The 23,495-nt window shown below is 75.8% G+C and carries 12 protein-coding genes; 11 read left to right on the top strand and 1 reads right to left on the bottom strand.

Annotated elements, in window-relative coordinates; translation table 11 throughout:
- Window positions 1-163: 163 nt before the first annotated feature.
- The 10 genes from ACFY04_RS16090 (at window position 164) to ACFY04_RS16045 (ending at window position 20,320) form a co-directional block, all read left to right on the top strand.
- Entirely contained in the window at window positions 164-6,982 is a 6,819-nt protein-coding gene (locus ACFY04_RS16090) for an SDR family NAD(P)-dependent oxidoreductase (RefSeq protein ID WP_389117100.1), read from the top strand.
- Entirely contained in the window at window positions 6,975-11,555 is a 4,581-nt protein-coding gene (locus tag ACFY04_RS16085) for a beta-ketoacyl synthase N-terminal-like domain-containing protein (RefSeq protein ID WP_389117098.1), read from the top strand. Before ACFY04_RS16090 ends, ACFY04_RS16085 begins: the two co-directional genes overlap by 8 nt.
- Window positions 11,545-11,865 (top strand): hypothetical protein, encoded by a 321-nt coding sequence (locus ACFY04_RS16080; protein WP_030716857.1) that lies wholly within the window; start codon window positions 11,545-11,547, stop codon window positions 11,863-11,865. The genes ACFY04_RS16085 and ACFY04_RS16080 overlap by 11 nt, the downstream gene beginning before the upstream one ends.
- Before the next feature lie 7 nt (window positions 11,866-11,872).
- On the top strand, window positions 11,873-12,712 hold the full coding sequence (locus tag ACFY04_RS16075; RefSeq protein WP_389117096.1) for an alpha/beta fold hydrolase: 840 nt from the start codon (window positions 11,873-11,875) through the stop codon (window positions 12,710-12,712).
- Window positions 12,713-12,714: 2 nt separating this feature from the next.
- The gene (locus ACFY04_RS16070) at window positions 12,715-13,890 is read left to right on the top strand and encodes a glycosyltransferase (RefSeq protein ID WP_389117370.1); all 1,176 of its coding nucleotides are present in this window, start codon (window positions 12,715-12,717) and stop codon (window positions 13,888-13,890) included.
- Window positions 13,887-15,752, top strand: coding sequence for a methyltransferase domain-containing protein (locus ACFY04_RS16065; protein WP_389117094.1), 1,866 nt, complete (start codon window positions 13,887-13,889; stop codon window positions 15,750-15,752). Before ACFY04_RS16070 ends, ACFY04_RS16065 begins: the two co-directional genes overlap by 4 nt.
- A 131-nt stretch (window positions 15,753-15,883) precedes the next feature.
- On the top strand, window positions 15,884-16,798 hold the full coding sequence (locus tag ACFY04_RS16060; RefSeq protein ID WP_389117093.1) for a galactokinase: 915 nt from the start codon (window positions 15,884-15,886) through the stop codon (window positions 16,796-16,798).
- 56 nt (window positions 16,799-16,854) lie between these two features.
- Complete coding sequence (locus ACFY04_RS16055; RefSeq protein ID WP_389117092.1) at window positions 16,855-18,135, top strand: alkaline phosphatase family protein; 1,281 nt, start codon at window positions 16,855-16,857, stop codon at window positions 18,133-18,135.
- Window positions 18,136-18,159: 24 nt separating this feature from the next.
- Window positions 18,160-19,422 carry an MFS transporter gene (locus ACFY04_RS16050; RefSeq protein ID WP_389117090.1) on the top strand — a complete coding sequence of 421 codons (1,263 nt, stop codon included), beginning with the start codon at window positions 18,160-18,162 and terminating at the stop codon, window positions 19,420-19,422.
- Window positions 19,397-20,320 (top strand): SDR family oxidoreductase, encoded by a 924-nt coding sequence (locus ACFY04_RS16045; RefSeq protein ID WP_389117087.1) that lies wholly within the window; start codon window positions 19,397-19,399, stop codon window positions 20,318-20,320. Before ACFY04_RS16050 ends, ACFY04_RS16045 begins: the two co-directional genes overlap by 26 nt.
- 39 nt (window positions 20,321-20,359) lie before the next feature.
- Here the strand turns inward: ACFY04_RS16045 and ACFY04_RS16040 are convergent, their stop codons facing one another.
- Entirely contained in the window at window positions 20,360-21,124 is a 765-nt protein-coding gene (locus tag ACFY04_RS16040; protein ID WP_389117085.1) for a TetR/AcrR family transcriptional regulator, read from the bottom strand.
- A gap of 94 nt (window positions 21,125-21,218) precedes the next feature.
- Here ACFY04_RS16040 and ACFY04_RS16035 point away from each other — a divergent pair, with 94 nt between their 5' ends.
- Window positions 21,219-23,480, top strand: a complete 2,262-nt coding sequence (locus ACFY04_RS16035) for an ATP-binding cassette domain-containing protein (protein WP_389117084.1) — start codon at window positions 21,219-21,221, stop codon at window positions 23,478-23,480.
- The last annotated feature ends 15 nt before the right edge of the window (window positions 23,481-23,495 follow it).

The raw sequence follows: 23,495 nt of genomic DNA, 5'->3' as shown, positions 1-23,495 counted from the left end.
TCCCCCTTCTTCCGCCCTGCCCCGCACCGCCGTTGCACGGCACATCGGCACATCGGCTCGTCGGCACTTCGGCTCATCGGCTCGTCGGTCCACCCGCCCGCCGTCCGTCCTTCCTTCCGTCCCGCACTGCGCCATGTCACACAGCATTGGAAGAGGAGCGCCCGTGACCCCCCAGCACCCGCAGCCCGCCGCCGCCACCCGTGACCTGGTCGTCGCGGTCAGCCCCTTCGAGGAACCCCACCCGGCCGTCGTGACCGCCGCCGAACGCGCCGGGGCCCTCGGCCTGCTCGACCTCGGCCGGGACGCCGATGCCGCGCGGCGCGGTTTCGCGGAGCTGGGCCGCCGGCTCGGCGGCGGCAGCGCCCGGTACGGGGTGCGGGTGCCGGCCGGCTGTCCGCTCGGCCCCGGGGAGCTGCCCGCCGCGGTGGACACCGTGCTGCTCGCCGACCCCGCCTCGCACACCCCCGAGCGGGTGGCCGCATGGGCCGCGGCGGCCGGGCGGCCCCGGGTGTGGGCCGAGGTCACCGGCGCGGCCGAGGCCGGGGCGGCCGTGGCCGCCGGGGCGGACGCACTGGTGGCCAAGGGGCATGAGGGGGGCGGCCGGGTGGGCCCGGCCACCACCTTCGTCCTGCTCCAGCAGCTCCTCGGCGACCCCGCGGTCCGGGTACCCGTACGCGCCTGCGGCGGGATCGGCCCGCACACGGCGGCCGCGGCCGTCGCGGGCGGGGCCGCCGGGGTACTGCTCGACGTACAACTGGCCCTGACCACGGAGGGCGAGGCCGGGCTCCCGGAGGAAGTCGCCGCCGCGCTGCGGGCGATGGACGGCTCCGAGACCCGGCTGGCCGACGGGCACCGGGTGTTCGCACGGCCCGGCCTGACCCCGCCCGAGGGACCCGTACCCACCCTGCTCGGCGCCCGCGACCTGCGGACCCAGCTGCTGCCCGTCGGGCAGGACGGGGCCTCGGCAGCCCGGCTGGCCGCGCGGCACCGGACCACGGGCGGCGTCCTGCAGGCCGTACGGGCGGCCGTCGCCGGGCACCTGGAAGCGGCGGTACGGGCCCGGCCCCTCGGGCGGTCGCACGCCGTCGCGCAGGGCCCGATGACCCGGGTGAGCGACCAGGCCGCCTTCGCCGCGGCGGTGGCGGCCGCGGGCGGGGTCCCGTACCTCGCGCTCGCGGTGATGGAGGGCCCCGACGTACGCCGGCTGCTGGCGGAGACGGCCGAGCGGCTCGGGGACCTCCCCTGGGGCGTGGGCCTGCTCGGCTTCGCCCCGCCCGGGCTGCGCCAGGAGCAACTGGCGGCCGTGACCGAGGCCCGCCCGCCGTACGCGATCATCGCCGGCGGCACCCCGGCGCAGGCGGCCCCGCTGGAGGCCGCCGGGATCCGGACCCACCTGCACGTGCCCTCCCCCGGCCTGCTGGAGCGGTACCTCGCCGACGGGGCGCGGCGGTTCGTCTTCGAGGGGCTGGAGTGCGGTGGACACGTCGGGCCGCGCGCCTCGTTCCCGCTGTGGGAGGAGCAGATCGAACGCCTGCTCACCTGCCCCGAACCCGAAGCCCTGGACCTGCTGTTCGCGGGCGGAATCCACGACGAGCGGTCCGCCGCCATGGCGGTGGCGGCCGCGGCCCCGCTGGCCGCCCGGGGCGCCCGGGTCGGGGTGCTGATGGGCACCGCCTACCTGTTCACCGAGGAGGCCGTGGCGGCGGGCGCCATCCGGCCGGGCTTCCAGCGGGCGGCGGTGGAGTGCGCGGACACCGTGCTGCTGCACACTGCGCCGGGACACGCCACGCGGTGCGCGGCCACCCCGTACGCCGCGGCCTTCGAGGCGACCCGCCACCGGCTCACGGAGAGCGGCATCGAGCCGCGCACGATGTGGGAGGAGCTGGAGCGGCTGAACCTGGGGCGGCTGCGGATCGCCAGCAAGGGCCTGCGCCGAAACCCCGACGGCACCGGCCTCGAACCGGTCACCGAGGAACAACAGCAGACCGACGGGCTGTTCATGCTGGGCCAGGCCGCCACCCTGCGCACGGGAACCACCACGATCGCCGCACTGCACGCGCAGGTCACCGACGGGGCCACTGTCCTGCTGGAGCGGCGGGCCCGCGAACTCGCCGCTGCCGGGGCGTCGGCCGAGGGGGCGCCGCACTCGGCCGACCCGCTCGACATCGCCATCGTCGGAATGGCCTGCGCCTACCCCGGCGCCCCCGATCTCGCCGCCTACTGGGCCATGGTCCTCGCCGGGACCGACGCCGTCACCGAGGTGCCGGCCGAACGCTGGGACCCGGCGCTCTACTACGACGCCGACCCGGCCCGGGCCGGGGAGCGCACCCCCTCCCGCTGGGGCGGCTTCCTCGGCCCGGTGCCCTTCGACGCCCTCGCGCACGGCATCCCGCCCGCCTCGCTCGCCGGGATCGAGCCGGTGCAGCTGCTGGCCCTGGAGATCTCGGCGCGGGCCCTCGGGGACGCGGGCTACGGCAAGGACCGTGCGTTCGACCGGTCCCGGACCTCGGTGGTCTTCGGCGCGGAGGCCGGTACGGAACTCGCCGGCGCGTACGGGCTGCGCGCCCTGCACCCCGCCTACCTGGGGGAGCTCCCGGCCGCGCTGGACGAGCAGCTGCCGCGCCTCACCGAGGACTCCTTCCCCGGGATCCTCGCCAACGTCATCGCCGGGCGGGTCGCCAACCGCCTCGACCTGGGCGGCGCGAACTGCACGGTCGACGCCGCCTGCGCCTCCTCGCTCGCCGCGCTGGACCTCGCCTGCCGCCAACTGCGCGACCACGACAGCGACATGGTGCTGTGCGGAGGCGCCGATGTGCACAACGGCATCAACGACTACCTGATGTTCGCCTCGGTCCGCGCCCTGTCGCCCGGCGGCCGCTGCCGGCCCTTCGACGCGTCCGCCGACGGGATCGCGCTCGGCGAGGGCGTCGGCGCGCTCGTCCTGAAGCGGCTCGCTGACGCGGAACGCGACGGCGACCGCGTGTACGCCGTGATCAAGGCGGTGGGCGCCGCCAGCGACGGCCGCTCCCTCGGCCTGACCGCGCCCCGGCCGGAAGGACAGCGGCGGGCCCTGGAGCGGGCGTACGCCCGGGCCGGCATCACGGCGGACGAGGTGGGCCTGATCGAGGCGCACGGCACGGGCACGGTCGTCGGGGACAGCACCGAACTCGCCGTGCTGAGCGAGCTGTTCACCGCGTCCGGGGCCGGGCCCGGGTCCTGCGCGCTGGGCTCCGTGAAATCGCAGCTCGGGCACACCAAGTGCGCGGCCGGGCTGGCCGGGCTGATCAAGGCGGCCCGGGCGGTCCACACGGGCGTGCGGCCCCCGACCCTGCACATCGACACGCCCAACCCGGCCTGGCGGGCGGAGAGCAGCCCGTTCTCCTTCGACACTGAGGCCCGGCCCTGGCCGGTGCCCGCGGAGCGGCGGTTCGCCGGGGTCAGCGCCTTCGGCTTCGGCGGTACCAACTACCACGCCGTGCTGGCCGGTCACGGCGGCTCGGCGGAGCCCCGGCACGGGCTGGAGGAGTGGCCGGCGGAGCTGTTCTGCTTCCGCGGCGAGGACCGGCGGGCGGTCGGCCGGGCGATGGCCCGGCTCGCGGGGCGGCTGGAGGAGAACGACGCGGCCGGGCGGCCCTGGGCCCTGCGGGACCTCGCGGCGGAGACCGCCGCGGCCCCCGGCCCGGTCAGGGTGTCGGTGGTGGCAGGCGGCCTGGACGAACTGGCGGCCCGCCTGGAGCAGGCCCGCACCTTCACCCCGGGCGCGGGGGTCCACGTACGGGAGGAGACGGCGGAGCCGGGCAAGGTGGCGTTCCTCTTCCCCGGCCAGGGCAGCCAGCGCCCGCGCATGCTCGCCGGCCTCTTCACCGCCTTCCCCGCCCTGCGCGCCCTGCTGGACTCGGGCCCGCCCCCGGTGGTGTCGACGATGTTCCCGCCGGCGGCGTTCACCGCCGAGGGGCGGGCCGCACAGCGGGCGGCCGTCACCGACACCCGCGTGGCACAGCCGGCCCTCGGCCTCGCGGGGGCGGCGGCGCACCTGCTGCTCGGCGAGCTCGGCGTACGGCCGGACTGCGTGGCCGGGCACTCGTACGGGGAGCTCACCGCGCTGTGGGCGGCCGGGGCCTACGACACCGAGAGCCTGCTGCGGCTGAGCGCGCGCCGGGCCGAGGCGATCGTGGCGGCCGCCGGCGCGGATCCGGGATCGATGGCGGCGGTGTCGGCCGCGCCGCAGGAGGTACGGGAGATCGCGGCCCGCGCCGGATGCGTGGTGGCGAACCACAACGCGCCCCGGCAGTGCGTGATCTCGGGCCCGACGGCGGCCGTGTCCACGGCGGTGACGGCCCTGCGCGAGGCAGGCCTCTCGGCCGAACCCCTCCCCGTGGCCTGCGCCTTCCACAGCGCGGTGGTCGCACCGGCGGCGGCATCCCTGAGCACCGAACTGGCGGCGACCCGGATGGCGACTCCCCACACCCCGGTCTGGTCGAACACCACGGCGGACCGGTATCCGGCGACGCCCCCAGAGATACGGAGCCTTGCCGCACGCCAGGTCGCGGAGCCGGTCCGGTTCGTCGAGCAGGTGGAGGCCATGTACGCGGCCGGTGTCCGGACGTTCGTGGAAGCGGGCCCCGGCCGGGTTCTCTCCGGTCTGGTCGGCCGGATCCTGCACGGCCGGCCGCACACGGTGGTCCCGCTGGACGTGCCCGGTGAGCACGGCCTGCTCAGGCTGGTCACGGCGGCGGCCGAACTCATGGCGGCAGGCGTTCCGGTGGCACCAGAGGCCCTCTTCCGCGGCCGCACCTCCCGCCTCCCGGACCACGCCCCGCGGCGACCGGGCTGGCTGGTGGACGGCCACCTGGTCCGCACCGCGGACGGCACACCGGTCCCGGGCGGCCTCCGCCCGGCCCGCCGGGTGGCTCCGCCGGCCACGGCAGCGGTCTCCGGATCCGACCGGCGGGAGGAGGCAGTACTGGAGTACCTCCGAGGCACCCGCGATCTGGTCGAGGCCCAGCGGAACGTCCTCCTCAGCTATCTGGGCTCCGTGCCGGCGGATCCCCTGGGCGGGGCCGGTGGGGCCGGGAGTGTGCCGGGGCGGTCCCCGCAGGGCGCCGAACGCACTGCCGCCGCGCCTTCCGGACCCTCGCCACGTTCGGCTCCCGAGGAGACGCCCCGGCGCGCGCCCGGCCACCCCGGAACCGGCCACCCCACCGGCCCCGCCCCCGCACAGCCGGGCCCCCGCACCGCCGAGGAGGTCATGGACCTCGTCCTGGAGATCGTCCACACCCGGACCGGATACCCCCGCGACATGCTCGACCCCGAACTGGACCTGGAGGCGGACCTCTCCATCGACTCCATCAAGCGGGTGGAGATCATCGGCGCGCTCGCCGACCGGATCGGACTCCCCCAGGACCCGGACGGCGGCGGCTCCGCCGAGTCCGCGGTCGAGGAGCTGTCCCGGATCAAGACCCTGCGCGGCATCGTCGCCTGGATCACCGCCCGCGCCCCCGCCGCACCCGCCACACCCGGCGGCGAACCCGTGGCACCCCCCGTCGGCCGGCTCCGGGTGGACCTGCTGCCCGTACCGGCGGCCGACGGCGCCCCCGGGACCCTGCGCGGCCTGCGCATCGGCGTCGTCGAGGACGGCCAGGCCATCGCGCCCGCACTCGTCGCGGCCCTGGACGCGCACGGCGCCATGGCGACGGTCCTGCCCTCGGCCGAGCCCGGCTTCGACGGCCTCGTCGACCTCTCCGCGCTGCGGACCACCGCCGATCCCGTACTGCCCGACGCCTTCCCGGGGCTGCGGGAGGTCCTGACGACCGGAACCCCACGGCTGCTGCTCGTCACCGGACCCGGCACCCCCGGCGCCGGTCTGCACGGCCTCGCCCGCAGCGCGGCCCTCGAATTCCCCGGCACGCTGGTCCGCGCCGTGGACATCCACCCCAAGGAGGACCCGGAACGTATCGCGGCGCAGCTGGTGGCGGAACTGAGCAGCGACGGCGGCAGCAGCGCCACCGACGCCGGCGGCGGTACCACAGGCGCCCCCGCCTCCGTGGGTTACACCGCCGAGGGAACCCGTGTCACCCGCCGCCCGGTACCGGCCCCGCTGCGCGCGTCCGACGGCCCACCGCCCCTGGACCGCGACGCGGTGGTCCTGCTCACGGGCGGGGCCCGTGGGATCACCGCCCGCACCGCGCTCGCGCTGGCCCGCGCCACCGGATGCCACGTGGAACTGGTCGGCCGCACCCCCGAACCCGCCACCGCGACCGCCACCGACGAATTCGCCCAGGCGCAGGACCGGGTCGCGCTGCGTGCGGCCCTGATCGCCGCAGGGCTGCGTACGCCGGCGGAGATCGAGGCGGCGGCCTCCCGGATCCTCGCCGAGCGCGAGGTGCGGGCCACCCTGGCCGCCCTCGGCACCGCGGCGGCATCCGTCCGCTACCACTGCGCGGACGTCACCGACGAGCGGGCCGTCCGGGCGGTCGTGGCCGGCGTACGGGAGCGCCACGGCCGCCTCGACGGCATCGTGCACGGCGCCGGGGTGCTGCGGGACGGGCTGCTGCGGGACAAGCAACCGGCCGACTTCAGCACGGTGTTCACCACCAAGGTCGACGGGGCCCGCCACCTGGCCGCCGCGGCGGCCGAGCACGGGCAGTGGCCCGCGCCGCGGTTCCTCGCCCTGTTCGGCAGCGTCGCAGGGGTGTACGGCAACCGCGGCCAGTGCGACTACGCCGCGGCCAACGACGCCCTCGACGGCCTCGCGCACACCTGGGCGGAATCCTTCCCCGGCCGGGTGCTGTCCGTCGACTGGGGCCCCTGGGCGGCGGAGGCGGGCGGGATGGTCGGCCCCGAGCTGGAGCGTGCGTACGTCCGGCGCGGGATCCCGCTCATCGCGCCGGAGGCGGGGACCGCCGCGTTCCTCGACGAACTGGCGTACGGGAGCGACGTACAGGTGGTCCTGATGGCGGAGGAGGGCCGGGGCGATGCGTGACGGAGAGCGGCGCGGCCCGCGCCCGGCCGATGCCGCGATCGTGGGGATGGGAGCGGTGTTCCCGGGGGCCGCCGATCTGGCCGCGTACCGGCGCAATCTGCTCGCCGGTACGGACTGCATCGGCGAGGTCCCGCCGGAGCGCTGGGACCCCGAGGTGTACTACGACCCGCGGGGCGCGGCCGGACCGGTGGCGGGCGACCGGTTCTACTGCCGGCGGGGCGGCTTCGTCGACGGTCTCGCCGCCTTCGACCCGACCCGGTTCGGGATCATGCCGACCGCCGTGGAGGGGGCCGAGCCGGACCAGATGCTGGCCTTGCACGCGACGGCCGAGGCGATCGCCGACGCGGGCGGCGAGGCCCGGCTGCCCGCCGACCGGTCGCGGATCGGGGTGGTGCTGGGGCGCGGCGGGTTCATGGGGGTGGCCACCGCGCGGCTGGACCAACGGGTGCGTACGGCACACCAGTTGGCGCAGACCTTGCGGGAGCTGGCGCCGGAGCTGGGTGAGCGGCGGATCGCGGCGGTGCGCTCCGCGTTCCAGGACGCGCTGGGGCCGGAGCGGCCGGACGCGTCGATCGGGCTGGTGCCGAGCTTCACCGCCGCCCGGACCGCGAACCGGCTGGACTTCCGCGGGCCCGCCTACACCCTGGACGCGGCCTGCGCCTCCTCCCTGCTGGCGGTGGACCAGGCGGTGGGGCTGCTGGCCGCCGGGCGCTGCGACGCGGTGGTCGCGGGGGCGGTCCACCACTGTCACATCGCGACGCTGTGGAGCGTGTTCACGCAGCTGCGGGCGCTCAGCCCGAGCGAGCGGATCCGGCCCTTCGACCGCCGGGCCGACGGAACCCTGCTGTCCGAGGGCACCGGGGTGGTGCTGCTGAAGCGGCTGGCGGACGCGGAGCGCGACGGGGACCGCGTGTACGCGGTGATCCGCGGCACGGGCGTGGCCGGGGACGGCCGTGCGGCGAGCCTGATGAGCCCGCTGGTCGCGGGCCAGGTGCAGGCCCTGGAACGGGCCTGGCGGGAGGCCGGGCTGGATCCGCGGGCGCCGGGCGCGCTGGGGCTGCTGGAGGCGCACGGCACGGGCACCCCGGTCGGGGACGCGGCCGAACTGGACACCCTGGCCCAGGTGTTCGGCCCGCCCGGGCCGACGGGCGGACGCGGGATCGGCTTCGGCTCGGTGAAGTCGATGCTCGGGCACACGATGCAGGCCTCGGGCATGGCCGGGCTGATCAAGGCCGCGCTCGCCGTGTACGAGGGGGTACTGCCGCCGACGCTGCACCTTGAGGAGCCGCACCCGGACCTGGCCCGGACGCGGATGCGGCCGGTGAGCGCGGCCGAGCCGTGGGAGCGCGGGCCGCAGCCGCGCCGGGCCGGGGTCAACGCGTTCGGCTTCGGCGGGATCAACGCCCATGTGGTGCTGGAGGAGGCGCCGACGGCCTCGCGCCCGGCTCCGGTGCGCCGGTTCCTGCCGCTGGGAGCCCCGGCCGCGCCGGTGGGGCCGGCCGCGGGAGGCGGCGTACTCCTCATCGGTGCGGACACTCCGGCGCAGCTGTCGGCCCGGCTGGCGTCCGCCGTCCCGGTGTCCGGCGGCGACGGGCCCTGCCGGGTCGCCGTGGTCGGGCCCACGCCCCAGCGGCTCGCGCTGGCCGCGAAGGCGGTGGCGCGCGGCCGGCCGTGGCGGGGGCGCGGGGACGTGTGGTTCACCCCGGAGCCGCTGGGCGGCCGGGTGGCGTTCCTGTTCCCGGGCCTGGAGCCGGAGTTCGCCCCTGTGGTGGACGACGTGGCGGAGCGGTTCGCGCTGCCGGCACCCCGGCTGACCCGCGGCGAGTCCCTCGTGGAGCGGGCCCTCGACGCGATCGCGACGGGCCGTTTCTTCGCCCGCGTCCTGCCCGAACTGGGCGTCGAGGCCGATGTGCTGGCGGGTCACAGCCTGGGCGAGTGGGCGGCGATGGTGGCCGCCGGCCTGTACCCGCAGGAGGCGGCCGACACCTTCCTCGACTCACTGCGACCGGGTGATCTCCGGGTCCCGGATCTCGTGTACGCGGCACTGGGCTGCGGCGCGGCGCGGGCCCAGGCCGCGCTCCACGGCCTGGAACGGGTGGTGGTCAGCCACGACAACTGCCCCCACCAGTCCGTGATCTGCGGGGATCCGGCACAGGTGGCCGCCGCCGTGGCGCGGTTGCGCGGTGACGGGGTGCTCGGTCAGGAGCTGCCGTTCCGTTCGGGTTTCCACACCCCGATGTGGAAGCCGTACCTCGGGCAGGTCCGGGCCGCCTTCGACCGGCTGCCGCTGCGGCCCGGGGGGCTCCCGGTGTGGTCGGCCACCACGTGCGCGCCGTTCCCGTCCGCACCGCAGGACGTACGCGACCTGGTCGTACGGCACCTGCTGGAGCCGGTCCGCTTCCGCGAACTGACCCTGCGGCTGTACGAGGACGAGGGCGTGCGCGGCTTCGTCACGCTGGGCCCGGGCAGTCTGCCGGGCTTCGTCGAGGACACCCTGCGCGAGCGCCCGCATCTCTCGGTCTCCACCTCCTCCCCGCGCCTGCCGGGCCTGGCGGCCCTCCGCCGCACCTGCGCCGCGCTCTGGACCGAGGGGTACGCGCCCCGGTGGGACCGGCCGGCCGAAGGGGCGGCCGCACCGGCTCCGGTGCGCTCCCCCGGGCGCGGGATGCCGCTGGACCTCGGGTCCCCGCTGGTCCGCCTCGGCGAGCCGGACCGGGCCGCACTCGCCGGCCTTCTCACTTCGTCACCCTCACCGTCACCGTCACTGTCACCGTCACCCTCACCGGCCCCGGACGGGCCCGCGGGTGACCGGCCCGTGCTGCTGTCCGCCCTGGACGCGGTACTGGCCGACGCGGGCTCGGCCGCCCGGGCCGTCACCGAGGCCTGGTCGGCCGTAGGACCGCCGAAGGCACCGGCACAGGAACCGCCGCCGGCCCAGGACCTCAATGGTTCGGGAAGGGCCACGGGGAAGCAGCTCCTGCGGCTGTCCCTCACCGCGCTCCCCTACGTACGGGACCACTGCGTGTACCTCCAGCCCGACGGCTGGCCGGAGGACTCCGACCGGTTCCCCGTCGTACCCATGACCACCATGCTGGAGCTGGCGGCCGGGGCCGCCCGGCGGCACGCCCCGCCCGGCCTCGCCGTCACCGGCTACGAGGACGTACGGGCCCTGCGGTGGCTGGCGGTCGAGCCGGCCGTCGACGTCGAGGTCACCGTCCGCGGTGACGGGCCGGGCCGGATGCGGGTCGGCCTCGGGGAGTACGCCTCGGTGGTCGTGCTGCTCGGCGAGCGGTACGGGGAGCCGCCCGCGCCCGACGGCACGCCCCTGCGCGACCCCGGACCCGCCCCGGTCAGCGCCGAGGCCCTGTACCGGGACCGGTGGATGTTCCACGGCCCGCGCTTCGCGGGGGTGCACGAGGTGCGGTCCGTCGGCTCGGACGGCATCCAGGGGGTCCTGCGGGCACTGCCCGACCCGGGCGCGCTGCTCGACGCCGCCGGGCAGCTCTTCGGGCACTGGATGCAGCTGCGCCTGCCGGTCGACCGGCTGGTGTTCCCGGCCACCGTGGACCGCATCCGGTTCTACGGGCCCCCGCCCGCTCCGCGGGAGCTGGTGACCGCCACGGCCCGGATCCGCGCGGTGCAGGACGTCACCGTGCGCGGTGACATCGAGCTGCGCGGGGCGGGGGGCGGGGTGTGGGCCCGGATCGAGGGGTGGACGTACCGCCGGTTCGGTGCCGACGAGCGGGTCTGGCCGATGAAGTTCACCCCGGAGGTGTGCGGGATCGGCGAACCCCGGCCCGAGGGCTGGTGTCTGGCCCGGCGCCGCTGGAACGATCCCGCCTCGCAGGAACTGGTGATGCGCCGCTACCTCGGTGCCGCCGAGCGGGCGGCCTACGAGCGGCTGGCGCCGCGCGCCCGGGCACCCTGGCTGCTGGGCCGGATCGCGGCCAAGGACGCGCTGCGGCAGCTTTTGTGGGACGGCGGGGCCGGTCCGGTGTTCCCCGCGGAGGTGCCGATCGGCAACGACCCGGCGGGCCGGCCGGTGGCCGGGGCCCCGCTGACCCGCGGCTTCCGGCTGTCGATCGCCCACAAGGACCGGATCGCGGTCGCCCTGGCCCACCCGGCCCGGCCGGTCGGCATCGATGTCGAGCAGGTGACCGCGGACCCGGACGCGCTGATCCGGATCGCCCTCGGACCGGCCGAACTCCGCCTCGCCGAAGGGCTGGCCGCCCGCGAGGGCACCGGTCTGCCCGCCGCGCTCACCGCCCTGTGGTGCGCGAAGGAGGCCGCGGCCAAGGCGGCCGGGGGCGGGCTGGGCGGCCGCCCGCGGGACTGGCGGGTGGCCGGGGACCCGGATTCCGGGGCGCTGCTCGTGACTTCCCCCGAGGGGGACCCGTACCCGATCCGCACCACACCGCTCACCACACCGCTCACCGCACCGCTTTCCGCACCGCTCACGACCCCGCTCACCGACACCGTGCCCGACCACGTCGTCGCCTGGACCGCCCACCTCGCGGCGCCCTCCCCCGTACCCGTCCCCCTTCCCCTCACGGAGGCCCGTCATGGCAACTGACATCCTCGCCGAGATCACCGGCATGCTCGTGGAGATCGTCGGCGACGAGTACCTGCTCGCGGAGGAGGTCACGATGAAGACGACGTTCAACGAGGACCTCGCCCTGGAGAGCATCGAGTTCGTCGCCCTCGCCGAGCTGCTCCACCACCGCTACGGCGCCGACGTGGACCTGATGGGCTTCCTGGCCGAGAAGGACATGGACGCCATCCTGGCCATGTCCGTCGGTGAGCTCGTCACCCACATCGGCCGGATCACCCACACCTCCCTGGCCCGGGCCGCGGCGGGGTCCTCCCCCGCGTCGGCCGGCTGAGCCGGCCATGGCCTTCGTCCGCGCGGGCTCCCTGCGCTTCCACGTCCAGCGGCTCCCGGCCACCGCCGGCGCCGCCGCCCCCGACCGGCCCGTCGTGGTGTTCCTGCACGGGCTGGTCGTCGACAACCTGTCCTCCTTCTACTGCCCCCTGGCCCTGCCCGTGGCCCGGACCGGGCACGAGGCCGTCCTCTACGACCTGCGCGGCCACGGCCGCACCGAGCGTCCGGGGTCCGGCTACGACAGCCGCACCGCCGTACGGGACCTCTTCGCCCTGCTCGGCGCGCTGGACCTCGGGCAGCGCCCGGTCCACCTGGTCGGCAACAGCTACGGCGGGACCCTCGCCCTGCACGCCGCCCTGGCCCGGCCGGACCTGGTCACCGGGCTCACCCTCCTCGAACCGCCGCTCGGCGGCGCCTGGGTGGAGAACATGGTGGACACCCTGTCGGCCGCCGCGCTGAGCCTGGAGGACAGCACGGTCCCCACCGAGCTGCTCACCCTGCGGCTGCGCAAGGCCGCCAACCTGACGGCCATCGCCGACGCCCTCCTCAACCGCACCACGCTCATCGACGACATCGCGGCGAGCCGCGTCTTCACCCCGGCGGACCACGCCCGGCTGCGCTGCCCGGTCCTGGTCGTCTGCGGCGAACACTCCGAACTGCTCGCGGGCGGGCGGGAGCTCGTGCACCACGCCCCGCAGGGCGCGCTGCGGATCCTGCCGGACCTGGGGCACGACGTCCTGAAGGAAAGCAGCGGGGTCCTGCGGGAGACCGTGCTCGCCCATCTCGACGCGACGGCCGGAGCGGTGAGGGCGGCGGCAGGGCCGCGGGTGGGAGCGCTGGTCCGGTGAGAGTGCTGTTCACGGTGCCGCCGCTGGCGGGGCACGTCAACCCGACCGTGGCCGTCGGGGCCGAACTGGCCGCCCGGGGGCACGAGATCGCCTGGACGGGACCGGCCTCGGCGCTGGCCCGGCTGCTGCCCGCGCAGGCCCGGATCCTGCCCGCCGGGGAGGAACCGGGCGCCGGCGGCTACGCGGCGCTGCACGAGAGCTGGCGCGATCTGCGCGGGGTCGGTGCACTGCGGTTCCTGTGGGAGGAGGCGCTGGTGCCGCTGGCCCGGGCGATGGTGCCGGGGGTGGCCCGGGCCGTGCGCGCCTTCGGGCCGGATGTACTGGTCGCCGACCAGCAGGCCCTGGCCGGGCCGCTGGTGGCCCGGCGGCTCGGGGTCCCGTGGGTGACGTCGGCCAGTACCTCGGCCGAGCTGACCCGGCCCTTCGCGGACTTCCCGAAAGTCGGGGAGTGGGTTTCCGGGCAGATCTCGGGCCTGCTCGCGGAGTTCGGAGCGGCACGGGATCCGGGGAGCCGCGCGGGCTGGGACCCGCGGTTCTCCGAGCGGCTGGTGCTGGTCTTCTCCACTCCCGAACTCGTGGGCGCGGGGCAGGACTTCCCACCCCACTACGCCTTCGTGGGGCCGGCCTTCGGGGCCCGTCCGCCGGCGCCCGGATTCCCCTGGCAGCGGCTGGACCCGGCGCGACGGCGGGTGCTGGTGTCCCTGGGCACCCTCAACCAGGCGGCCGGGGCCCGGTTCTACGGCGCGGTGCTGGGCGCCGCCGAACGGCTCGCCGGGGAGATCCAGTTCGTCCTGGCGGCACCCGCCGCCCTGATCGGGGCGGCACCGGACCACCTCCTGCTCCAGGAGAGCGTCCCGCAGCTGGAGCTGCTGCCGCACCTGGACGCGGTGGTCTGCCACGCGGGCCACAACACCGTCTGCGAGGCCCTCGCGCACGGGCTGCCGCTGGTCGTCGCCCCGATCCGGGACGACCAGCCGATCGTGGCCCGGCAGGTGGCCCTGGCCGGGGCCGGCGTCCGGGTCCGGTTCGGCCGGACCCGGGCCGAGGAACTGCGCGACGCGCTCACCGCCGTGCTGGACGACCCCGGCCCCCGCCGGGCCGCCCGGCGGATCCAGGCCTCATTCGCCGCGGCGGGCGGGGCCGCCGCCGCGGCCGACCGGTTGGAGAAACTGCCATGACGCCACCCCCGCTCTCCCGGGTCCCGTGGACCTCCGCCCTGTTGCTGGCCGCCCTCGGCGCGGGCACCGTACGCGCCAGGCGCCGGCTGCGGGCGATCCCGGTGCTGCCGGTGACCCCGCCCGCGGCGGCCGGGGTGCCGCGCGCCGCCGGATGGCGGCTGCTCACCGCCCGGGGGGTCGAGCCGGATCCGGCCACCTTCCTCGCCGCCTGCGCGTACGCCGAAGGGGAGGGCCTGCGGGTCCTGGACCTGCTGCCCGTGGACCTGGCCGCCGAGCGGGCGCTGGGGCTGCTGCGCCTGGTCGACCCGGCCCGGTACCGGCAGGACCGGCTCGGCGAGGGCCGCGGGGCCGGGTTCGCCGTGCTCGTCACCGAGGAGGTACTGGCCCGGGCCGGGGTGGAACCGGGCGGGCCGCGCCGGGATCCGGCGGAACTGCTCGCGCTGACCTGCCGGTTGAAGGAGTACGCCGCCGACGCCACCGGGCTGGCCGTCGCCCCCGGACTGCGCTGCGGTGGGGCCGGGGAGCCCGGGGGGCCGGGGCGGGCCGCCGAGCTGCGGGCCCAGGGGCTGCCGCCGGGGGCGCTGGCCGCCGCACAGCTCGGCGGGCTGGCGCTGCTCGCGGGGGTCGCCGCACGCCAGGGCCGGTGGGGCGCGGCCGCGGCCGGGCTGTACTGGCTCCAGCCGTACCTGGTCTTCGGCGGGCCCGGCTCCCCGCTGCGCCCCGCCGGTCTGGGCCGGGCCACGGCGGCCCGGCCGGTGCGCTCCCTCGGCGCGGGCCTGCGTACGGCGGCGGCAGCCGGCCGGGACACCCCGCCGGACGGCGCGGCGGAGGCCGCGCGGGCCGCCGCGTACCGGAAGGACCTGGCGGCGGGGGCCGGGCGGTTCCTCGAACCGCGCCGCACGGCCTGCCCGTGGTGCGGCTCCGGCCGGCTCACCGTCCGGGTCCGGGTGCCCGACCTGCTCCAGGGCAAGCCGGGCCGTTTCACGCTGGAGGGGTGCGGGGAGTGCCGGCACGTCTTCCAGAACCCCCGGCTGACCTCGGAGGGGCTGGAGTTCTACTACCGGGACTTCTACGACGGGCGCGGCGGCGAGGGCGCGGGCACGGTCTTCGGCAGGCTGGGCGCCGCCTACCGGGGGCGCGCCGAGATGCTCCTCCCGCACGCCGACCCGGCGTCCTGGCTCGATGTCGGCACCGGGCACGGCCACTTCTGCAACGCGGCGCGGGACGTCTGGCCGCGGACCCGGTTCGACGGGCTCGACATGGGTGACGGGGTGCGCGAAGCGGAGCGCCGCGGCTGGGTGGAGACCGGATACCTGGGCCAGTTCCCGGAGTTCGCCTCGAAGCTGGCGGGACAGTACGAGGTGGTCAGCATGTACCACTACCTGGAGCACACCCGGGAGCCGCTCGCCGAGCTGGACGCGGCGGCCACCGTGCTCGCCCCGGGCGGGTTCCTGGCCATCGAGCTGCCCGATCCGCAGTCACGGATGGCCCGGCTCCTCGGCCCCCTCTGGCTGCCCTGGTTCCAGCCCCAGCACCAGCACCTGATGCCCGCCGCCAATCTGCGCGAGGCGCTGGCCGACCGGGGGTTCACCGTCGTCGCCGAGGAGCACGGACCGGCCCACCAGGGCAATGACTTCTTCGGCGCGGTGGCCCTCGCGGCAACGCGGCTGGCCCCGGATCCGGACCGGCCGTGGGGCCCGGGGCCCACCCCGCGCGCCCGGCTCCTCGCCCACGCCGTACGGGGGGCGGCGCTGCCGTGCTTCGCCGCCGCGGCGGTGCTCGACGCGCTGCGCACGGTGGCGGCCCGGCGCACGGACGGCGGGAACGCCTACCGGATCCTGGCCCGCAAGGACACGCCGTGACGGGCGCGGCCGGCCACGTCGGACCGCCCGCGGGGAAGCGGCCCCCTTCCGCGGCAGCCCGCCGGGACACGGCAGGAGCATCCGCCGCCGCTGTACCGCCCCAGCGGCCCACCGCCTCGGCCGGCGCCACCGTGACCGCTGACCGCGCCGGAGGCGACCTGGCCCGGCGGGCGACGGCCGATCCGCTGTTCCGGCTCGTCGCCTACGCCCTGGAGGCCGCGCACGGCCGGCCCCCGGCCGCTGTGTGGAGCGCCCCGTACGCCTTCCACCTGGGCTCCCCCGGGCTGGTCGCGGCGGCCGGCTGGCCCACGGCCGCGGCGGCCGCCCCGCGCACCGACGGCCTGGTGCGGCTCAGCTCCCTCGGTCATCCCGCGGACAGCTGCGATCTGCCGCTGACCCTGTCCGGGCCGCCGCCCGCCGCCCCCGCCTGGGCGGCCCGGCCGTACGCCGTGCTGCGGGCGCTGGCCCGGGCCGGGTGCGGCACCGGCGGGACCGACCTGCACGTCCAGGGCTCGCTCACGGGCGCCGCCGGGCTGGCCACGGCGGAGCCCGCGGACTGCGCGGTGGCGCTGGCGGTGGCCGACGTACACACGGGGGCGGGTGAGGGACCGGACCGTGAGCAGCTGGCCCGGCTGCTGGCCGGGGCGCTCCCGGACGGGGACGACGGACTGCGCCGGGCGGTGCTCTTCGCCCGGTCCGGCAGGGCCCTGCTGCTGAGCGCGGAGCCCCGGCGGTGCCGGCGCTACGTCGCCTTCGACCCGGCGGCGTCGGGGGCGCGGCTGGTGCTGGTCGCCGTCCGCGGGGAAGCCGCGGACCGGCCGCGGGAGCTGGCGCGGGCCGTGGCCTGCGCCCGCCGGGCCGGGGCGCTGAGCGCCTGGCCGCCCGGGCAGGGGCGGGAGCCGGGGCGCAGCGTGCTGGTGCTGCTGCCCCGGGCGCGTCTGGCGGCGGTGCGGGCCTCGGTGGCGGAGGACTTCCGCGACCGGGGGCGGCCCGTACCGCGGTTCCTGAACATCGCCGTGGCCGGTGCGGCCCGGCGCGAGGAATGACCGGAGCGACCACGACCCGGGGCCGGACCCGGGCGACACCGAGGAGGAGAACACCCATGCCCACCCTTCGACCCTCACCGACGGCGCGCGCGAGACGCGGGGCCCGATGGCCGGCGCTCGTGGCCGGGATCGGCGCGCTCGGCCTGCTGGGCGCGTTCACCGTCGCCAACTCCGAGGCGGCCGTACCCGCCTCCGCCTCCGTCTCCGCGGCGGCCGCGGCCGCGGCCGCCGCGCTGCCGGCGTACGACCACGTGGTGGTCGTCGTGTACGAGAACAAGCAGTACGGGGAGATCATCGGCAGCGCGAACGCCCCGTACATCAACCAGCTGGCGAACGGCGGCGCGAGCCTGACCGGTATGAAGGCGCTGACCCACCCCAGCCAGCCGAACTACTTCAACCTCTTCTCCGGCGCCACGCAGGGCATCACGGGCGACGGCTGCTACACCCCGCAGTCGATGACGGCGGCGAACCTCGGCCAGGAGCTGATCGCGGCCGGCAGGACCTTCGCGACGTACAACGAGGACCTGCCGAGCGAGGGTTCCACGGCCTGCACGAACGGCCAGTACGCGCAGAAGCACAACCCGTGGTTCGCCTTCAAGAACGTGCCGCTGAACACGGGCAAGACCTGGGCGCAGTTCCCCCAGAACAACTTCGCGGCGCTGCCGAGCCTGTCCTTCGTGGTCCCCAACCAGTGCAACGACATGCACTCGTGCTCGGTCGGCACGGGAGACACCTGGACCAGGAACAACATCGACGCCTACGCCCAGTGGGCGAAGGCCAACAACAGCCTCCTGGTCCTGACCTGGGACGAGGACAACTATCTCGGCTCGAACCAGATCGCCACCGTCTTCCACGGCGCGAAGGTCAAGACGGGCAAGTACGCCACGGCCTTCAACCACCACCACCTGCTGCGGACCTTCGAGGACCTCTTCGGCACGGCAACGCACGCGGGCAACGCGGCCAATGTCCAGCCGATCACCGAGGTGTTCGACACCTCCACGGACCCGACACCCACCCCCACTCCGACTCCGACTCCGACTCCCACGCCGACCCCGACGCCCACTCCCACCTCGGGCGGCCTGCAACTGGCCAGCCCCGGCCCCCAGACCTGCAAGTTCAACCAGTCCTGCACCATCCAGCTCAGCGCCACCGGCGGCAGACCCCCGGTCCGGTACGCGGCCACCGGCCTGCCCTGGGGCCTGACCGTCGACCCCGGCTCGGGCCGGATCAGCGGCAAGCCGTGGGGCAGCGGCACGGTCCAGATCACCGCGACCGCCACCGACTCCACGGGCGCCACCGTCACCGCCGCGTTCCCGCTCACCGTCAACTGGTTCTAGACCGGGCCCGCCCTGGAGGCATCCGTGTACCTGTCGACCAGCCGGGCCTCGGACATCGCCGGGGACACCCCGGCCCCGAAGGGCCCCCTGCGGTCCGTCCCCGGCACGGTGTTCGCGCTCGGGCTGGTCAGCCTGGTCACGGACGTCTCCGCGGAAATGGTCACCGCCGTCCTGCCGTTGTACCTGATGGCCGGGCTCGGCATGTCCCCGCTCGCGTTCGGCGCCCTGGACGGTCTGCACCAGGGCGCCACCGCGGTCCTGCGCCTCGCGGGCGGGCGGATCGCCGACCGCACCCGGCGCCACAAGCTCGTCGCGGGCACCGGCTACGCGCTCTCCGCCGCCTGCAAGGCGGCCCTGCTCGCCGTCGCCACCCCCTGGTCGGTGGCGGCGGTGCTCGCCGCCGACCGGACCGGCAAGGGCCTGCGCACCGCCCCGCGCGATGCGCTGATCTCGCTGTCCGTTCCGCCCGGGGAGCAGGGCCGCGCCTTCGGGGTCCACCGCGCGCTGGACACGGCGGGCGCCCTGCTGGGGCCGCTGGCCGCGTTCGGGGTGCTGTGGGTGGCGGTGGACGGGTACGAGGCCGTGTTCACCGTGAGCTGCTGCGTCGCCGTCCTGGGCGTGGTGCTGCTCGCGCTCTTCGTCCGGGAGGCCCCGGTGCGGACTCCCGCGCCGGCCCGGGCCCGTCCTCCGCAGCCCCCGGTACGCACCCTGCTGCGCCTGCCCGGCCTGCGGGGGCTCTGCCTGACCGCCGCCGTGCTCGGCCTGTTCACCGTCGGCGACGCCTTCCTCTACCTGCTGCTCCAGCGCCGGCTCGACCTGTCGGCCGCGTACTTCCCGCTGCTGCCCGTCGGCACGGCGGCCGTCTTCCTGCTGGCGGCGCTGCCCGTGGGCCGGCTCGCCGACCGGCTGGGCCGGCGCCGGGTCTTCCTCGGCGGGCACGTGCTGCTGCTCGGCGCCTGCCTGCTGCTCCTGGCCCCGCTGCCGGCCGGGGCGCTGCTGGTCGCCGGTGTCCTCGCGCCGCTCGGCCTGTTCTACGCGGCCACCGACGGGGTGCTGATGGCCGCCGCCGGGCCGCTGCTGCCCGCCGAGCTGCGCACGACCGGGCTCGCGGTGCTCCAGACGGCCCAGGCACTGGCCCGGTTCGCGGGTTCCCTGCTGTTCGGGTCGGCCTGGACCCTGTGGGGGCCGGGCCCGGCGCTGGCTCTGGCGGCGGCCGGGCTGTTGCTGTCACTGGCGGCGGTGTCCGTCGTAGGGTCGGGGCATGCCGGGAACACAGCGGACTCTTGAAGGCAGGGTGGCCCTCGTGGCCGGGGCGACGCGCGGCGCGGGCCGGGGCATCGCGGTCCAGTTGGGCGCGCAGGGTGCGACCGTGTACGTGTCCGGGCGCAGCACCCGGGGCAGACGGTCGGAGTACGACCGGCCCGAGACGATCGAGGAGACGGCCGAGCTGGTCACCGCGGCGGGCGGGCGGGGCGTCCCCGTGGTCGCCGACCATCTGGTGCCGGCGGAGGTCGAGGCCCTGGTCGGTCGGATCGACGCGGAACAGGGCCGCCTGGACGTCCTGGTCAACGACATCTGGGGCGGGGAGCTGCTCTTCGAGTGGGACAGCACGGTCTGGGAGCACGACCTGGACAAGGGGCTGCGGCTGATGCGGCTGGCCGTGGAGACCCACGCCATCACCAGCCATTTCGCGGTGCCGTTGCTGCTGCGCGAGCCGGGCGGTCTGGTGGTGGAGATGACGGACGGAACCGCCGAGTACAACGCGAGCCGCTACCGGGTGTCCTTCTTCTACGACATCGCCAAGTCCTCGGTGCTGCGCATGGCGTTCGCGCTGGGGCACGAGCTGGGGCCGCGGGGGGCGACGGCGGTGGCGCTGACGCCGGGCTGGCTGCGCTCGGAGATGATGCTCGACACCTTCGGGGTGACGGAGGCGAACTGGCGGGACGCGCTGACCAAGGTCCCGCACTTCGGGATCTCCGAGACCCCGTCGTACGTGGGCCGGGCGGTCGCGGCCCTTGCCGCGGACCCGGAGGTGGCCCGCTGGAACGGCCGGTCCCTCTCCAGCGGACAGCTCGCCCGGGAGTACGGCTTCACGGACCTCGACGGCAGCCGCCCGGACGCCTGGCGCTACATGGTCGAGGTCCAGGACCCGGACCGTCCCGCGGACACCACGGGCTACCGCTGAGCGGTCCGGGCGAGCGGCAGCCGCGCGCGGCCCATCGGATTACCGCGCCGGACGGGAGCCGATCAGGTGGGCCAGGCCGTCCAGGACGCACCGGAGGCCGAAGGTCCAGAGCGTCTGCGGGTGGTATCCGGCGACCGTGGCGCCCACGCGGCCGGCCAGCGGGTAGCGCTCGGGGTCCAGTGCCCGGTTCAGCAGCGGCTCACTGACGGCCCACCAGTCATCCTGGCTCTGGCGGCTGTTGTGCGCCGCGTCGTCGGCGACCCCCAGGGCGTGCGCGTGGACGAAGCCGAGGAGGTGGGCCAGGCCCGCGTCCATCTCCACGTCGGTGAGGCCGATGCCCTCGAAGGCCGCCAGTTCGTACTCGTACTTCCCGATGACCCCGGGCCCCAGCGGCGGGCGGGTGACCGCCAGGTCCGCGATCCAGGGGTGGTGGACGAGCAGGTCCCGGTTGTCCTCGGCCACGCGGGTGACCTTGGCCTGCCACGGGTCCCGCGCGCCGGGCGCCCGGCGTTCCATGCGCTCGTACGCCTCGTCCAGCATGAGGTCGAGGAGTTCGGCCTTGCCGGGGACGTACGTGTAGAGGGTCATCGGTGTCACGGCCAGCCGCTGGGCCAGCGCCCGCATGGTGAGCGCGGCCAGTCCGGCCTCGTCGGCGAGTTCGGTCGCGGCCCGGACCACGGCATCGACGGTGAGGCCCTGCCGCGGGCCGCGGCGGCCCGGCCGGGCGGGCTGCTCTCCCCGCTCCCGCCACAGCAGCTCCAGCGTGCGGACGGGGTCGCCCGCCCCACTGCGGTCCTTCACCATGTGCGGTCCTCCGAGCGCGCGGCCAGTAATTCACTACACCGTATAGAGTACAGTGTATAAAGTAAGCTCGAGACACCGCCACGCGAGGAGTTCCGTGCAGATCGCCGCCGACAGTCATCAGGCCATCCAGGTCCGCGGAGCGCGGGAGAACAACCTGACGGACATCTCCCTCGACATCCCCAAGCGCCGGCTCACCGTCTTCACCGGTGTGTCCGGCTCCGGCAAGTCCTCCCTCGTCTTCGGCACCATCGCCGCCGAGTCGCAGCGGATGATCAACGAGACGTACACGGCCTTCGTCCAGTCCTTCATGCCGAGTCTGGGCCGGCCCGACGTGGACGGGCTGCACAACCTGAGCGCCGCCATCGTCGTCGACCAGGAGCGGATGGGCGCGAACTCCCGCTCCACGGTCGGTACCGCCACCGACGCCTCCACCATGCTGCGGATCGTCTTCTCCCGCCTCGGCGTCCCGGCCATCGGCGCGTCCACCGCCTTCAGCTTCAACGCCCCGGACGGCATGTGCCCGCACTGCGAGGGCATAGGGCAGGTCTCCGACATCGACGTGGACCAGCTCGTGGACCGCGAGCTCTCCCTCAACGAGGGCGCGATCACCGTCCCCGGCTTCGCCGTGGACACCTGGTACTGGCAGAACATGACCAACTCCGGCTTCTACTCCCCCGACGTGAAGCTCAAGGACTTCACGGAGCGGGAGTGGGCCGACTTCCTGCACATGAGCCCGGTGAAGGTGAAGTCCGGCTCCACCAACTTCACCTACGAGGGTCTGATCACGAAGATCCAGCGGACGTACCTGTCCAAGGACCGTGAGGCGATGCAGCCCCACATCAGGGCTTTCGTCGACCGGGCCGTGGTCTTCACCGACTGCCCGGCGTGCGGCGGCACCCGCCTGTCCGCTGCGGCGCTGTCCTCACGCGTCGAGGGGATGAACATCGCCGAGTGCTCGGCCATGCAGATCAGCGACCTGGCCTCCTTCGTCCGCCGGATCGACGACCCGGGCGTGGCCCCGCTGCTCGCCAGCCTGCGGGACCTGCTCGACTCCCTCGTGGAGATCGGCCTCGGCTACCTCAGCCTGGACCGCCCCTCCGGCACCCTGTCCGGCGGCGAGGCCCAGCGGGTCAAGATGGTGCGCCACCTGGGCTCCTCGCTCACGGACGTCACGTACGTCTTCGACGAGCCGACCACCGGCCTGCACCCGCACGACATCCGGCGCATGAACGACCTCCTGCTGCGGCTGCGCGACAAGGGCAACACCGTGCTGGTGGTGGAGCACAAGCCCGAGGTCATCGCGATCGCCGACCACGTCGTCGACCTCGGCCCGGGCGCGGGCACGGCCGGCGGGCGGCTCTGCTACACCGGGGACGTGGCCGGGCTGCGCGCCTCCGACACCCTCACCGGGCGCCATCTCGGACACCGGGCGCGGCTGCGGGAGCCGGTGCGCACCCCGCGCGGGCACCTGTCGGTCAAGGACGCCGATCTGCACAACCTGAAGGACGTCAGCGTGGAGGTGCCGCTCGGGGTGCTGACGGTGGTGACCGGGGTCGCCGGGTCGGGCAAGAGCTCGCTGATCCACGGGTACCTGGCCCGGCGGGACGGGGTGGTGGTGGCCGACCAGTCGCCGATCCGCGGCTCCCGCCGGTCCAATCCGGCCACCTACACCGGGCTGCTGGGGCCGATCCGGACGGCCTTCGCCAAGGCCAACGGGGTCAAGGCGGCGCTGTTCAGCGCGAACTCGGAGGGTGCCTGCCCGAAGTGCAACGGCCTCGGGCTGGTCTACACGGACCTGGCGATGATGGCTGCGGTGGCCTCGGTCTGCGAGGAGTGCGAGGGCCGGCGGTTCACGCCCGAGGTGCTGACGTACCGGCTGCGCGGCAAGAACATCAGCGAGGTGCTGAACATGCCGGTCGCGGAGGCGCACGCGTTCCTCCCCACCGGGCAGGCGCGCGCGGTCCTCGGCCGGCTGGTCGACGTCGGCCTCTCGTACCTGCGGCTCGGGCAGCCGCTCAACACCCTGTCGGGCGGTGAGCGGCAGCGGCTCAAGCTCGCCATCAGCATGGCCGAGAAGTCCTCGACGTACATCCTGGACGAGCCGACGACCGGCCTGCACATGGCCGATGTGGACCAGCTGCTGGCCCTGCTGGACCGGCTCGTCGACGACGGGAACTCGGTGATCGTCATCGAGCACCACCAGGCGGTGATGGCGCACGCCGACTGGCTGATCGACATCGGTCCGGGCGGCGGACACGCCGGCGGCGAGGTCGTCTTCGAGGGAACTCCGGCGGACCTGGTGGCCGGGGCGGACACCCTGACCGCCCGTCACCTGCGGGAGTACGTGGGCTCGTAGCACGGCGCCGGACGC

The organism is Streptomyces sp. NPDC001549, from assembly GCF_042894025.1.
GTDB lineage: Bacteria > Actinomycetota > Actinomycetes > Streptomycetales > Streptomycetaceae > Streptomyces > Streptomyces kutzneri.
Note: the sequence above shows the minus strand (reverse complement) of the source record. Positions and strands in the feature narration are given on the sequence as shown.

Coding starts and splice junctions, on each gene's coding strand:
- ACFY04_RS16085 (WP_389117098.1), top strand. CDS start 6,975: ATGCGTGACGGAGAGCGGCGCGGCCCGCGCCCGGCCGATGCCGCGATC.
- ACFY04_RS16080 (WP_030716857.1), top strand. CDS start 11,545: ATGGCAACTGACATCCTCGCCGAGATCACCGGCATGCTCGTGGAGATC.
- ACFY04_RS16075 (WP_389117096.1), top strand. CDS start 11,873: ATGGCCTTCGTCCGCGCGGGCTCCCTGCGCTTCCACGTCCAGCGGCTC.
- ACFY04_RS16065 (WP_389117094.1), top strand. CDS start 13,887: ATGACGCCACCCCCGCTCTCCCGGGTCCCGTGGACCTCCGCCCTGTTG.
- ACFY04_RS16055 (WP_389117092.1), top strand. CDS start 16,855: ATGCCCACCCTTCGACCCTCACCGACGGCGCGCGCGAGACGCGGGGCC.
- ACFY04_RS16045 (WP_389117087.1), top strand. CDS start 19,397: ATGCCGGGAACACAGCGGACTCTTGAAGGCAGGGTGGCCCTCGTGGCC.
- ACFY04_RS16040 (WP_389117085.1), bottom strand. CDS start 21,124: ATGGTGAAGGACCGCAGTGGGGCGGGCGACCCCGTCCGCACGCTGGAG.